Origin of the sequence: Trichocoleus sp. DQ-A3 (genome assembly GCF_039961975.1) — a bacterium.
Taxonomy (GTDB): Bacteria; Cyanobacteriota; Cyanobacteriia; order Cyanobacteriales; family FACHB-T130; genus FACHB-T130.
Map to the genome: position 1 here is coordinate 78,497 of NZ_JAMPKC010000004.1, position 14,084 is coordinate 92,580.

Below are 14,084 nucleotides of genomic sequence, written 5' to 3' on the forward strand. Positions count from 1 at the left end.
ATCTGGAATCTCACAACTAAACTCGTCCTGCTAGATGCGTTAGCTGCTTGATGTTGAGAAGATGGAGCGTCTCCTGCGCTGGATCGATTTTAATCCAGCCTTTACTTTCCAGTTTCTCGATAATTTTGCTAGTGTCTTCAACGCCGATATCTGTGACGTTAGCCAAATCTTTAGAGGGAATATTATAGATTTCCGTTCCTTTTTCTGTGGCTTCGCCATAGTTTTCTCCCAAAGCAATCAGCGTGTTCGCTAATTTTACGGCTGGGGGTTGATGACGCATTTGAAAGCGGAGGTTCGTTTGGCGCAGACGCTTCACCATCAGTTGTAACATCCGGTGGTGCAACTGCGGATCTTTGAAGAGGGTTTGAATGAAGCGTTGGGCAGAGACGCTGAGCAATTCTACGGGTGAGAGGGCAATCACATCGGTTGAGCGGGGAGATTCATCAAGAATTGCCATTTCCCCAAAAAAATCACCTTTGCCCAAGATTGCTAGGGTAACGACATTCTCCCCAGAGAGTCGTCGGACTTTCACCCAACCCGACACGACAAAATAAACTGCGTTGCCCCAAGCGTCTTCCATCAAAACCGCTCTGTCTGATGGGTACTCGTGTTCGACTGCGACAGACAAAAGCCATTCTAATGTCTCTGGAGCGGCAGTGTTAAAGAGGGGAAACAGCTCAGAAAAAGCTTTGGTCTGCATGAAAGGAAGTGTGAACTATAAAGTATGAATTATCAAGTTTAAAGTTTGAACGAGCAAGCTTGGAAAATAGGATTATCTAAGTTGGGATATTCGTCGATTCATCCTTTATGATTTATCCTACCCTACTGCAACGGGTGCGAATTCGTTCGTGCAGGCTAAGGCAATCGGTAGCACCTTACAGCCTTGAATTCATCTATCACTTCAGCGATCGCGATCTGCCTCTTGCTTGGAGCATTCATGCTTTTTTCTTCAGCTTTCAGGCAAGAAGCTGGTTACTCCTACGCTCTTCATTACATCACAGATGAGCCATATTGTCCTTTGACTTGGGATCAAGGTTCGCGCGATCGCTCTGCATTCGTTTGAGTCCTTCCAGTTGTTGCTCTATGCTCGTAAGCAAGTGATGCACGGCTGGCAGGGCTTCTATCTGAGCTGGGTTTGAGGCGGGATGGGATGAAGTACGGAGAACTGAGTCTGAGGCGCTGGCATGGCATATCTGATTCATCTTGCGCTGGAGCTTCTGGGCAAGATTTAAAGCTTCCCCCCAGAGATTTTCTAGTTGCTGCTGCTGATAAGCTCTCAAAGCTTCTCCGCGAAACACTTGCATAACTGCCTCATCTCCGTACTCACCAGGGATGATTTGCAAGCGCAGTAACAGATGATTGTGCTGATAGCATCGCTCAATCTCCACCATTTTGGTTTGTTCGACTGGCATTAATTGCAGATTTCCGATTCGCTTTAGCTCGTCGATGACTCCTTGAAGTATGGGTAGCGCCAATCCTGGGATCGCAAACTGCAAGACATTGTTTCGACTACAGAGAATGTTTCCTTCATAGAGCTGTCGTTCGCAATCCAGCCGATCGATGGTTCCATTCAGCACCCGCTTTAACAATTCTTTTAACATCTGCTGGGGCGGTAGGGCTGCCAGATTAGCAGTGAAACCAGATAAGTGATGCTGCGATCGCTCTTGCCATTGGAGGGAGGGATTGCCAGCCGGTGAAACTGTGGCGTTGCGCTTCACCTGCTGCGATTTTCTCAAAGGTGTTTCTGGAGCTGGTTGCGGCACTTGAGTGTTGGGGCGATCTGCCTCCACTTCAACCAGTTCTTCCGGACTATCGACAATCAGAGTTGGGAGGGTTTGCCGTTCTATCGGATCGGAATTTTTGCTTGGGCTTTCTCGATCTGGCTGCGTGTCTAAGTGTCCAGTTGCCGGCGTGGGCGGTTCGGTATGGGCTTGTTGTTTGCCGATGCCCGTATTGTGTTTCAAGTACGCGCTGAGGATTGCCTGGAGAGCGTCAGCGGCTATCGGCTGGGTTTCTAACGAGTAGTTTTGATAAGTTAGGATACGACGGACATAATCCAACGAGACTGTGTCTGTTGGATTTACCATGCCCAGTTTCAGGCAGGTGCCTTCTAAGGTGATGGGCAAAATTTGATAGTACAGACAGGCTTCAAAGGGCAGGAGCTTGTCAATCAATCTAAACATTTGATTTGCATCTATCAGAGCCACCCAGGAAAAGAGTGGAGAGGGTATCAGCACCAGTAGTAATTACCAGCCGCAGCTTGGTTACTCCGAGTGCGGTCATGGCGAGTTACAGAACTTGAATTGTGAATATCCTAGATGCCCCTGCGATCGAGTTTCAGCTATTATCTAGCACATTGTTCTGAATAAATCAGTTTTATCCATATAGTTATAGTTATGCTACCCCTCTGGGAAGAAAATATTGCTAGTTGTCGAAAACTAGGTTAAGAATCGCTCCGCAAGGCTTGAGCGGCTAGATAAAGTTTGCTCCATTCGCCCATGACTTGGTGATTTTTCAGGTTCAACTCAGCAGCGATCGCGTCTAGGGTTTTGCCTGCTTTCAAACCGTCAATCAACTGGCGCTGCACGGAGGGGAGAGTGGCGTAGAATTGCTCCCACTCGATTAGGGTCAACCCCAGGTTGTGTTCTTGCAATGATGCTTCTAGCCAACTGGCAACTAATTCTGGCTGACTTTTAACAGCAAAGACGCGAATGGCATGGTAGCTGACTTTTTCGCGCAGTCGATAGACTTCTTTGATCTGTAGGTTTAAGGCGCTAGCAATCGCTTCTTGGGACTTGCCTTGCAGATACAGTGTCAGCCAATCAGCAGCAGATTGACTCACATTTTCGGCTAGATAGTCTTTAAATTCCTGCTTGACCGTGGTGCGTAACGCTTGTTGTTCTTCCCAAACTTGATTTTCTTGGTACTGAGTGACTGCTTGAGCGTCTAGCAAACTCACCGGGCTGTCTGTTTCATCGGGCGTCACTTCTTCGGAAACCAGCCGTACCAGTTCGCCATCGGGTACGTGAGTCATGCCGCCTCGCTGAGAACGCCGTAGATAATTCACAAACCGATACACTAACAGCGGTTGGTTGCGAATCGGTCTGAGGCAATACTCTTCGATACTGGTCATCAGTAGGGAATTGCGGAGGCGAGTATCACTAGGAGTACATTGGGCAATCCAAGCAATTTGCTGTTGAATGTAGCGATCGCTGTGTAATAGTTCCTGAATTACTTCTTGCAATACATCGACCACTGCCCGCTGGCGATCGCGCGAAAGCGCCACCCAAGTACGGATTTTATTGCGAAGCAGCACTAAGCTGCCCAAGCGAGTCGTAAGATTCCGATAGGCACGCTCTGGCCCCACGCCTAAATAGCGCTGCCGTAAAATTCGGTAACGATATTCCATTGCTTGCCGAGCAATTGTCATCTGGCTTGGGTTCAGGGCTTCAAATCGTTCTAAATCTTCTCCGATCAGCCAGCGCGTAATACTTTCTTGCATTGCTGCGCTAGAGTCGGGATAGTCGGCTACAATCTGCTCTCGCCAATTCTGTGCCAGTTCTTGGGCCAGTGACATGGAGTTTTGAGTATTTAGCATCGTTTGAGTTTTCAGTTTTGAAGCCGGAAATTCAGACAGAGGAAGACTGACTTCAAACTCATTTTCCTGATTTAAAGTTTGCTCTACAAACCTCATCTCTCACCTCACCCATTTAAGGAGCAACTGACCTCTATTTCATCATGTCTACCTTGAGATAGAAGTGATCGCACCACCCTGGATAGTTTGACTCCTAACATCTATGGAGTGAGATTTTGATCTTATTGCCTTGTGCGTTGAATCACAACATTTAGTTGGTCAACTCATGAGCGATAATGTTAGATTTTGTTAAGTAAAGAATGATTAAGAAAGGTTTACTTTTGACGATGAAAGCCACATTAACAAGATTCAGACGGTGCTAGACTGATTCCCGACTTCTTCACCCTCAACTTCTCAAAAAACTATGCAACCAGAGCAGACAATCGCTGCTGGGCAACAGTCAAAGGAGGAACAAGAACTCATTTTGAATCCAGTAGACCATGCGATCGCTTTGTTTAACCGCTCCCATCACTTAGTCTTGTTTAATCGAAAATTCAGTCTTCTTTGGGGACTTCCCCCCGAATGGCTGGGTCTACAGCCGCATTGTAGCGAAGTCTTGGCTGAAGTGGTGGCGCAGGGCTATTGGTCGCAGCAGCAGAGCGAACAAATCGCTTCAGCCCTTAGCGAAACCGAAACAGAATACATTTCCTTTCCCATACAGCAATCTAACGGTATCTGCCTAGAGATAGATACCACACTGACGAGTGATGGGGGACGCCTGTTTACCTTCCGCGATGTCACCAGGTATCAAGACTACCAGGTAACTTTAAACGCTGAGGTGAGGCGGCTGACTTTTTTAGTAGGTTTGATGGAACGGTTGCAGCCTGCCAGTGACTTGCAGACAATCGGAAAATTTGCACTTTCCTATCTGGTGGAGACAATGGGTGCAGCGTTCGGCGATGTCAAGGTAATTACGGGTCAAGGCATTGATGCCTATGCCGATATTCTCACCAATCAAATTTCTGGTCGATTCATCGCGACTCACGGCGAAGCTGCCGTTGCCGAGATGCAAGCCTTTCTCGATCGAGGGATTCCCTATGGTCAAGGGTTATTGTGGCAAGTCGTAGAAACCGGCAAGCCAGTATTTGTTGACGATTATTCTAAACATTCCCAGGCAGTGTCGGCATTTCGCCATCCGGCAATTGGTCAACTGGGCATTTTTCCCATTCCCGCCGCCAATGGCAAGATTATTGGCGTCTTGACGCTGGAATCTCGCACTCATCAGAGACTTCAGGACGCTCCCCAACAGGATATACTCTTGGTCGCTTGTCGCACGCTGGGCGTTGCCATTGAAAGGGCCCAGGCGCAAGAACACCTGCGCGAAATTAATCAGAATTTAGAACGGGCTTCCCAAATGAAGTCTGAGTTTCTGGCTGCCATGTCCCACGAACTGCGGACACCCCTCAACAGCATTTTAGGGTTTTCGGACTTGTTGCTGCGGCAAATTGCCGGTTCTTTGAACGAACGCCAGATTAAATACGTGCGGGTGATGGAAGAAAGCGGTCAACACCTGTTGCAGTTGATTAATGACATTCTGGATCTCTCCAAAATAGAAGCCGGAAAGGCAGAACTCGAACTCCAGCCAGTTTCCATCCTGGATCTTTGCAGGCAGTGTTTGCAAATGATTCAACCCCGTGCGGATAAAAAGCGACTTGCCTTAACCCTAGAAATAGACTATCGGCTGGGGCAGGCATCTTTAGATGAACGCCGTGTCCGCCAGATATTAATTAATTTGCTCTCCAACGCTGTCAAGTTTACCCCAGATCGCGGGCAAATTAAATTGAGTGGACGACTGGCTTATGGCACCCAGTTGATTGGGGAATTTCGACCGGATCGCAGCCCGGTGAATCCTAGCACGCCTTTCTTGTGTCTTGAAGTCAAAGACTCAGGTATCGGGATTTCTAGAGATAAGTGGCATTTGCTGTTTCGCCCTTTCCAGCAGGTGGATGCTTCCTTAACGCGGCAACATGAAGGAACTGGGTTAGGTTTGGCGCTGACGAAGCGACTGGCGGAACTCCACGGCGGCACCGTCTCTCTGGAATCGGTGGAAAATCAGGGGAGTACGTTTCGCGTCTGGTTGCCGGTAACGGAAATGAGTCAAACTTTGACAGAGGCAGCGAACCCAGTGCCAAGCCAACAGCAGTCATCATTGCTCAAAGGTGGTGTATCTTCTGGGAATGCCAAGCGAGTTTTGGTGGTGGAAGATCAAGCTTTCAATCAGGCATTGATTTCTGATGTGCTTGAGTTAGAAGGGTATGCAGTTGAGTTAATTTATAACGGTCGCACGATGATGGAAGCGTTGCAATCTCCCTTTGTGACGCCTAAATCGCTGCCGCACTTGATTGTCATGGATATCCAACTACCGGGGGTGGATGGGTTTGAAATTATCCGTCAGCTCAAAGCCAATCGCTTGTGGAAGTCGGTGCCAGTAATTGCAGTAACGGCAATGGCAATGGCGGGCGATCGCGATCGCTGTTTGGCTGCTGGGGCAAATGGTTACATCAGTAAGCCAATAGATATCGATCTCCTCACGACTACCGTCCGCTCTTTTATGCAGGATTAGAACCCCAAAGAATCCATGAGGGGCAAGGATACCCTGCTCCTATACCCTATTTGAATCTGCAAATTGAGAGGTGTGGCAGCCCTCTAGGTCTATGGGGTGGGGTTAAACCTTGCTGCATTCAATCGAGAATTGTTATCACCAAAGGGCTATCTATCTTTGGGAGAAAGATCATCTCTTGATCGGTTTGTTTTTCGATCTACCAGATGGTTAATTGTCTTTACCGAAGTCCTGTGTTTCAATAATGTTAAAGTTCTCTCAGTTACCGGCGACCTCGGAGGAGTTAGATTTCCATCTATCTACCTACCTGTACTGAAAGAAAACTTGTCAAGCTTAGGAATCGTCAGGGGCATCTAGTTAGAATTACTGGTTCAGCGAACAACTGTTTTAAGTAGTTACACTGAAGGAAAATCATAGGCGCGAGTGTAATGGTGGCTAACAGAAGTAGTTTTCCATAACAGCGCCACTTGCACTTATATTGTCAGTCCCATGACAAAGCCCTTGCCGCGCATTCTGTTAGTTGATGATGAACCCAATAATTTATTGCTGCTAGAAGAGTTGTTGTATTCACAAGGATATGAAACTCTAATAGCTTCATCAGGCGTTCAAGCACTGGAAGTTGTCAAAGATTTTCAGCCAGATTTGATTTTACTGGATGTGATGATGCCGGATCTGGGAGGCTTTGAAGTTTGTCGCCGGTTGCGGGAGGATGCAAAGCTACAAACGGTGCCGGTGATTTTTTTGACGGCTTTGGATGATGAAGAATCCAAGCTTCGGGGGTTGGAAATATTAGGTGATGACTACTTCACCAAGCCGATTAAAACTACTCTCCTTTTGAAAAAGATTGCAAATACTCTGCGTTTGATCGAGATGCGATCGCAGCATTCCGGGCAACAAATGCAGGAAAAAATTAAAGAAAAAACGAAGCGTCAACTATCAGCGGCATGGCGAATCAATGAATATCTCTCAGAGAAGTTTCGGCTATTTGTGCCGGATCAATTCTTGAGACGCATTGCACCCGAAGGGGTAGAGTCAATTCAACTGGGAAATGCCAGGGAAGAAGAATTGACGATTTTGTTTTGCGATATTCGGGAATTTACCGCGATCGCTGAAACTCAAACAGCCAGCGACACCTTTGAGTGGCTGAACGCTTTCTTTACCCAGATGAATCAAGAGATCGCCATCAATTATGGATTTATTGATAAATTCCTGGGAGATGCGCTGATGGCGGTGTTTGACCGCACGGGAAACCACGGACAGGATGCCTTAAGTGCGGCGGTGGCGATGGTAGACAGCTTAAATCGGTTTAATCGCGATCGCCAACAATACAACCTGGAGCAGCCGGTGAACATTGGTATCGGCATTCATACAGGCGTTGCCATGATTGGGACAGTGGGTTCAGACCGGCGCATGGACTCTACTGTAATCGGCGATGTCGTGAATACTGCCGCCCGTCTAGAAGAATTGACAAAGCTTTACGGCTGTCACATCCTTGCCAGTGATGCCGTTATTGCCCAGATGAGACAACCGGAGTTATTCAAGTGTCGGTTGATTGACCGGGTGATCCCTCGCGGTAAGCAGCAAGCAGTTGACCTCTACGAAGTCTTGGGTACGCAAACTCAACTGTTCCATCAAGCAAAGCTACTTTATTAATTCATCTGAATTAATGCAGCTAGCTGATGGTGCAATATAAAGCTTATCCGGAACACAGCAATAGTGTGTGCCAAAGCGTCTCATTTATGCATCTGAGAATTGCTGCTATAGGATCTGGATAACAGCCGCAAGATTTAATGAATTGTAAGCTATATAGTTTTGCAGCCTTACAAGCTTAATTTATGCTCAGCGATCAAAAACTTCAAAATAGACTTATGTATTTTAAATTACAGATTTGCTGCAAGTTATATCCCTAGAAAGAAGCTGCGGCAAACGGTATGCAGTTATTTTAGTTATTCAGGACAGCCAATCTGAGACATAAAAAATTTCCTGGGAGTCTTCTATATCTCCTGGGTATTTTTATGCACAAAACAACCATTAATACCTGGACATAAAATCAATGGAAGCTCAAGAAAACGTACCAGCGAATAAACCTAGCGGGCAGTTGGTGATCATCGGGGGTGCAGAAGACAAGGAGGGAGACTGCACAATCCTCCGAGAGTTTGTTCGCCGCGCCGGGGGTACTAAAGCTCGAATTGTCGTCATGACCGTGGCGACAGAGCTGCCCAGAGAAGTGGGAGAGAACTATATCAGAGTGTTTGAGCGGCTGGGAGCCGAAGACGTTCGTATCGTTGATACTGTTGAGCGGGAAGATGCAACTTCAGCCACTTACTTGGAGGCAATTGAGAAAGCCACTGGTGTATTTTTTACCGGCGGAGATCAGGCTCGCATCACCAGCATTCTGAAGGGTACCCAGATCGATGAGGCGATTCACAGACGGTACGCTGAAGGAATCGTGGTGGGAGGCACCAGTGCGGGAGCTGCCATGATGCCAGATGTCATGATCGTTGAAGGCGACTCTGAGACAAATCCACGGGTTGAAGTGGTAGAGATGGGTCCCGGTATGGGCTTCTTGCCAGGAGTGGTCATCGATCAACATTTCTTACAGCGTGGGCGTCTGGGACGGTTAATTTCTGCCTTGGCACAGCAGCCTGCTGTCTTAGGATTTGGGATTGACGAGAATACAGCGATCGCAGTCAGCGATAACAAGTTTGAAGTAATCGGGGAAGGAGCTGTCACGATTGTCGATGAGTCAGAGCTTACCCATAGCAACATCGGTGACATTTTGAAGGATGAGCCTTTGGCAGTTTGCGGAGCCAAGCTTCATATCCTTCCACACGGATACAAATTTGATCTGAAAACTCGCAAGCCAATTCTTGATTAATTGAAAGTAGGGTGGGCACTTTCCATCCTACTTTTTAAATGCTACCTGTGCCTTTAAAATCTAACTGCCGAGGGATGTCTTTTTCACCCTTAAGCTTCTTATACTGGGAGTAGTATAATAAATTACATATCCTTGTAAAGGAGCTAAAAATGAGCGTAGAAGATAGAGCCAGAGCGGTTGCTAAAAACATAGAAGGCAAGGTGCAAGAGGGGCTTGGTCATGTAACCGGCGACCAAAAAGACCAAGCAGAAGGTCAGATGAAGCAGGATGAAGCTGCTGCTATGCATCTAAAAGAAGACCTCAAAGATAAAGCAAAAGAAATTGTAGATCGAGCTTAGGTTTTGTATCAAATTTTCAAGGGGGGAACTCCACAAATCTGAAAACCCATTTTCTTAAAGAAAATGGGTTTTTAAAGTGTTTTATTAAAGAAATTTAAGCGATTTGGGTAATGGCGATCGCAAATGGTAGAAAGGCAACGAACCATTCACCATTAAATCCAATAAAAAAGAATTGACTTGACTCTGCCCTTTGATAGCTGAAAAGGTTATGCAATCGAATTAGGCTCAAGTAAGCGAGTCGCCAAGTTAATAAAAAGGGTGTTTAAAAACGGGAGATACTCAATGAGCAGAGAGATAATGACCGATGCAGTCCGTGTCAATGCGAGAAAAACGGATGCATTCGATATCTTTAACTTCAAGCATTACATGGGGCCAAACCCGTATTTGCAGACGGGGGCGCTAATATTCGATTTCGCCCTAACTGAGTCCGCGCAACCTCCGGCAATTAGCGATTATGTATCGATTATTGGCGATCGCTACCCCCACCTGCGTGATGAAACCTACGAATCTCATGCCCAACTGTTCGCTCGAACCGTGTCAGAAGTGGGAAAACTGGACATGGGGCTGCACCTCAAGCACTGGAGTATCAAGCAACTTCCCGCTTGCACGAAGATTGCCGTAGAATCACTTCATGCACGCACTAGTCGGGCAGTCGTTTACAGTGTTTGGGATTGGTTTGAAGCGATCGCTCAAGGCAAAGATTTTAGGATTGACGATCAGTTCAAGGCGATGCAGGATCAGTTCCGCTACTCCGTCTACGGCGGACCGACAGTCTATGCGCTGTGGCGTACAGCTCACGAAAAAGGAATTCCCGTTTTTTATCTGTGGGACGAAGGACTGGTTCAATATGGCTATGGAAGAAAGCAGATTCGCGGGATAGCAACGACTTTTGACTGCGATAGCCATCTGGATTCGGACTTTACCACTCGCAAAGATGACTGCAAAGCTTTCTTAGGTACCTTGGGATTCCCCGTTCCCAAAGGTGACATCGTCGCTTCACTGGAAGACGCTCGCGCAGCCGCTAGAGAGATTGGCTATCCCGTCGCTGTGAAGCCGGTAGTGGGCCACAAAGGAATTGGGGTAACGGCTGATGTGCAAGATTCAGAAGAACTGAAATATGCCTTTAGCAGGGCAGTCAATGCGATTCCTAAAGAGCAGCCAGTCCGGATCATCGTCGAAAAAAGCTACAAAGGGTCAGATTTTCGGATGCTTTGCGTCAATGGTAGATTCGTCGCCGCGACGGAACGCCGCGCCGCATCAGTCGTGGGTGATGGACACTCGACGATTGCGGAATTGATCGAGCAGGAAAATCGGAAGCCAGACAGGATAGATACACCAACGTCGCCAATGGGCAAGATCCAGTGCGATGAAGCGATGGAAATGTACTTAGAAGAACAGGGATTAGGTCTGGATAGCGTGATTGAAAGCGATCGCACCGTCTATCTTCGCAAAGTTGCCAACCTATCGGCTGGCGGCTTGAGCATCGATCAGACAAGCACTGTTCATCCTGACAACATTATCCTGGCGCAAGACATCGCCCAGCATTTCCGGCTAACTTGCCTGGGTATTGATGTCATTGCCCAAGATTTATCCAAATCTTGGAAGGATGGTGAGTTTGGCATCATCGAAATCAACGCTGCCCCTGGCATCTATATGCATCTTAGACCCGCCGTTGGTGACAGCGTCGATGTACCTTCCCATATTCTGGAAACCTTCTTTGACTCCCCTGAAAAAGCCAGAATCCCATTCATCACCTTCAACCGGATCTCAGTTCAAGAACTTCAAGAAGTCATTGACGATATTCTGATGCGACACCCCGACTGGACAATTGGCGCAGTTTGTCGGGATGGAGTTTTCGTCAACCGTTCCGAGAAAAACTTGAACAAGGATTACAACATTAACGTTCAAAACCTGCTCCGGAATCCCCAGCTCGATCTGCTGATTGTCGAGTACACAGAAGACGTACTAGAGGCAGATGGGATGTTCTACTACGGCAGCAATCTTGTAATCTTGGATAATCCTACGGAAACTGAGATGATGCTGGCGAGAGACATTCTCCACGACTCAACCGTGGTGATTAAGGAAGGAGACACTATCTCTATCCGCTCTCATGGCTTGCTTGAACAGTACCAGCTTGGCTCAGCCGAACCTTTTTCGCGAGTTTATCTCAAAGAAATTCCAAAAATCTCACCTGAGTTTGAAGTTAGGCACTAAACCTTTTGTAAAAGTCTCTGGAATACACAAGCGGGCAGACTTTACCCAAACCCCTCTCCGTATCGGAGAGGGGTTTGAAGATGGTTTCCCTTGCCTGTCGCTTTCTAAGGGGCGATTCTGGCTAGGTCTAAGACTGCTTTGAGCAAAATAAGTCCCTTGAGTTCGCATCTTGCACCGGACGGTTGAAAGCGCACCAGCAAGCACGCAAGCGAAACTTGCCAGGAGCAGGTTACAGAACCTTTAATGTTCGCTTAGTTCGCGCTTTTCTGGGCGGGGATGTTTGTCTGGATGCCAAAGTTGCTAATCTAGTACCGTTGCTCAAAAAAACGGCTGAATAATCAGATGGAAAATATTGATTGGATGAATGTTACGGCAGGCGGGATGGCGATCGCAATTTTTATAGGCGGGTTGACCATGATGTTCACGGATCTTTGGACTCGCAAGAAAAAATAATGGATATCGTCTCCGGGTGAATACTCCGATTATTTATTCGCCCCTCTATTCATCGCACATCCATCGCACATCGCTTTAAGCTTCATCGCGCCTCTATTTCTAAGTTAAAGAAATTTTCTTGCGGAACGTTGGCTTCTGTCAGGTCGGCACCCTTGAGCATCGCCCGACTCAAATCCACATCCGTCAAGTCTGCCCCACTTAGGTTGGCTCCCCTTAAATCCGTTCGCGTTAAGTCTACCCCCCTCAAGTCGGCTTCACTTAAGTTCACCTGCTTCAAGCTAGCTCCCGTCAAGTCTACTCCTCTCAAGTCGGCTCTACTTAGATTGGCTCCCTTCAAGTCGGCTCGCGTTAAGTCTACTCCTCTTAGATCCGCCTCGCTGAAGTTCACCAGCCTCAAAATGGCTCCCGTAAAGTCCGCCCCTCGTAAGTCGGCTCCGCTCAAGTTGGCATCATCCAGGTCAGCTTTCCTCAAGTTAGCTTTGCTTAAGTCTACCCCTCTCAAGTTTGCTCCTCGTAACTTTGCCCCTCGCAGATTGGTCGCCCTTAAGTCGGCTCCGCTCAGATTAACTCCGCTCAAATTAACCCCAGGCAGGCATACACCCGCAGCAATCAAGTAAGCTCCAGCTTCACTGGGGTCAAACTCGTAGGGAAATTGAGTCTCTTGCGTGTAGACAGCTTTTTCTAGAATGGTTCCCCTCAGCTTGGCTTTACTCAAATCGGTTCCAACCAGATTGGCACCCGCCAAGTTAACGTTCTCCAAATTTGCGCCGACCAGATTTGCTCTCATCAAATTTGCTGCTTTCAGGTCGGCTGACTTTAAATAAACTCCACTGAGATCGACTTCACTCAGGTTGACGCCGATGAGTAAAGTGCCAGAGGCAATCAAGTAAGCCCCCGCTTCCTGAAGGTTAAAGTCTGGAGGGAATCGAGTCTCTTGATTGTAGACAGCCTTTTGTAGGATAGCCCCCTTTAGCTCGGCTGCGCTCAAGTCTACTCCTACCAGGTTCGCTCCAGCCAAGTTAGCATTTTCCAGATTAGTTCCAACCAGATTCGCCTTTTTCAAGTTGGCTCCGCTCAAGTTGGCGGCTGTTAAATCTGCTCCAATCAGGGTGGTTCCACTCAAATCTGCTTTCGTCAGGTCTGCCTCGCTCAGATTTGCTAAATTGAGACAAGCTCCACTTAGATTTGACCCATTCAGGTTTGCCTCTGTTAGGTCTGCTTCTATGAGATCTGCATAACTGAGGTTCGCCTCGCTGAGGTTTACCCTTCTTAGGTCTGCTCCCCTCAGCTCCTTCCCTTTGAGAAAAGCTCCCCTGAGTTCAGTTTCTTTCAAGTCTACAATCACGGCGTATGCCCCCTGGGTTTTTGCCCCCTTAGGTATTGGCTATTCAAGTCAGCTCGAATAGGTTTTTCCCCGCTCGGATTTTCTGGAAATGTTTTTAATTGTTTTTTCAGCACTTTAAAAATAACCGCTTTCAACTCTTAAGTTATTATTCCCAGTGCTAAGCAGCTGATTACTAATCATACGCGAAGTACAACTTTTCACTCGCCTGCCGATCGAAGATAGATGAGCAGCCGCCGAGCGATCGCGGCATACGCTAGCAAAGAGATCGCATGGTAAAGTTTACGAGCGATCGCAACACTCAGTTTTCTGCTTGTCAAATTCCTCCTGTTTCCAATTCACCTAGCGCTCAATCGTGACTCCACCCCTTCGAGAATTTCAGGTGGTTAGTCTTGGCTGGCTGACCAATCTTTACGTCTGGGTTGGGTTGAAGTGGATGCACCCCCAACAGCAGCCAGTGTTTCGCTCTATTGACTCTCCAAGGCTGCACCTACGCTCCCGCACGGGCACCTACGGCTTTTGAAGGGGTTCAAGAATTTTGGAGAGTCTTGCAGGTCGTCTGCTTGACCCTAAACTAGCAGTTGTTTCCCGAAAACAGGCTTCATCGCTATTTGATTCGAGTTTAGAGTTCAAATCCCAGACTGTTCTAAGGAGTCTGGGGTTTC

At 47.5% G+C, this 14,084-nt stretch carries 10 protein-coding genes; 6 read left to right on the plus strand and 4 right to left on the minus strand.

The annotated features are described in order from the left end of the window. Window positions 1–16 precede the first annotated feature (16 nt). The 3 genes from NDI44_RS09195 to NDI44_RS09205 all read right to left on the minus strand — a co-directional run bounded on the left by NDI44_RS09195 (window position 17) and on the right by NDI44_RS09205 (window position 3,577). Window positions 17–700: a Crp/Fnr family transcriptional regulator gene (locus tag NDI44_RS09195; RefSeq protein ID WP_190415134.1), complete on the minus strand. Its 684-nt coding sequence runs from the start codon at window positions 698–700 to the stop codon at window positions 17–19. A 295-nt stretch (window positions 701–995) separates the two neighbouring features. After that, window positions 996–2,183 carry a hypothetical protein gene (locus tag NDI44_RS09200; protein ID WP_190415135.1) on the minus strand — a complete coding sequence of 396 codons (1,188 nt, stop codon included), beginning with the start codon at window positions 2,181–2,183 and terminating at the stop codon, window positions 996–998. 260 nt (window positions 2,184–2,443) lie between these two features. Beyond that, complete coding sequence (locus tag NDI44_RS09205) at window positions 2,444–3,577, minus strand: HetZ-related protein 2 (RefSeq protein ID WP_190415684.1); 1,134 nt, start codon at window positions 3,575–3,577, stop codon at window positions 2,444–2,446. Window positions 3,578–3,998: 421 nt separating this feature from the next. On the opposite strand from NDI44_RS09205, the gene NDI44_RS09210 reads away from it, so the two are divergent. From NDI44_RS09210 to NDI44_RS09230, 5 genes are all read left to right on the plus strand, one after another. After that, complete coding sequence (locus NDI44_RS09210) at window positions 3,999–6,197, plus strand: ATP-binding protein (RefSeq protein ID WP_190415136.1); 2,199 nt, start codon at window positions 3,999–4,001, stop codon at window positions 6,195–6,197. 486 nt (window positions 6,198–6,683) lie between these two features. Further along, window positions 6,684–7,847, plus strand: coding sequence for a response regulator (locus NDI44_RS09215; RefSeq protein WP_190415137.1), 1,164 nt, complete (start codon window positions 6,684–6,686; stop codon window positions 7,845–7,847). Between the two features lie 400 nt (window positions 7,848–8,247). Further along, window positions 8,248–9,072, plus strand: coding sequence for a cyanophycinase (locus tag NDI44_RS09220; RefSeq protein ID WP_190415138.1), 825 nt, complete (start codon window positions 8,248–8,250; stop codon window positions 9,070–9,072). 149 nt (window positions 9,073–9,221) lie between these two features. Then, complete coding sequence (locus NDI44_RS09225; RefSeq protein WP_190415139.1) at window positions 9,222–9,410, plus strand: CsbD family protein; 189 nt, start codon at window positions 9,222–9,224, stop codon at window positions 9,408–9,410. A gap of 282 nt (window positions 9,411–9,692) precedes the next feature. Beyond that, window positions 9,693–11,624, plus strand: coding sequence for an acetate--CoA ligase family protein (locus NDI44_RS09230; protein ID WP_190415140.1), 1,932 nt, complete (start codon window positions 9,693–9,695; stop codon window positions 11,622–11,624). A gap of 535 nt (window positions 11,625–12,159) precedes the next feature. On the opposite strand, the gene NDI44_RS09235 is transcribed toward NDI44_RS09230, so the two are convergent. Next, on the minus strand, window positions 12,160–13,422 hold the full coding sequence (locus NDI44_RS09235) for a pentapeptide repeat-containing protein (RefSeq protein WP_190415142.1): 1,263 nt from the start codon (window positions 13,420–13,422) through the stop codon (window positions 12,160–12,162). A 352-nt stretch (window positions 13,423–13,774) separates the two neighbouring features. Between NDI44_RS09235 and NDI44_RS09240 the strand changes: the two genes are divergently transcribed. Next, the gene (locus tag NDI44_RS09240) at window positions 13,775–13,942 is read left to right on the plus strand and encodes a hypothetical protein (RefSeq protein ID WP_190415143.1); all 168 of its coding nucleotides are present in this window, start codon (window positions 13,775–13,777) and stop codon (window positions 13,940–13,942) included. The last annotated feature ends 142 nt before the right edge of the window (window positions 13,943–14,084 follow it).

Bases quoted from the DNA above. Each gene is read 5' to 3' on its own strand.
- NDI44_RS09215 (WP_190415137.1), top strand. From the start codon at position 6,684: ATGACAAAGCCCTTGCCGCGCATTCTGTTAGTTGATGATGAACCCAAT.
- NDI44_RS09195 (WP_190415134.1), bottom strand. From the start codon at position 700: ATGCAGACCAAAGCTTTTTCTGAGCTGTTTCCCCTCTTTAACACTGCC.
- NDI44_RS09200 (WP_190415135.1), bottom strand. From the start codon at position 2,183: ATGTTTAGATTGATTGACAAGCTCCTGCCCTTTGAAGCCTGTCTGTAC.
- NDI44_RS09230 (WP_190415140.1), top strand. From the start codon at position 9,693: ATGAGCAGAGAGATAATGACCGATGCAGTCCGTGTCAATGCGAGAAAA.
- NDI44_RS09210 (WP_190415136.1), top strand. From the start codon at position 3,999: ATGCAACCAGAGCAGACAATCGCTGCTGGGCAACAGTCAAAGGAGGAA.
- NDI44_RS09220 (WP_190415138.1), top strand. From the start codon at position 8,248: ATGGAAGCTCAAGAAAACGTACCAGCGAATAAACCTAGCGGGCAGTTG.
- NDI44_RS09225 (WP_190415139.1), top strand. From the start codon at position 9,222: ATGAGCGTAGAAGATAGAGCCAGAGCGGTTGCTAAAAACATAGAAGGC.
- NDI44_RS09205 (WP_190415684.1), bottom strand. From the start codon at position 3,577: ATGTCACTGGCCCAAGAACTGGCACAGAATTGGCGAGAGCAGATTGTA.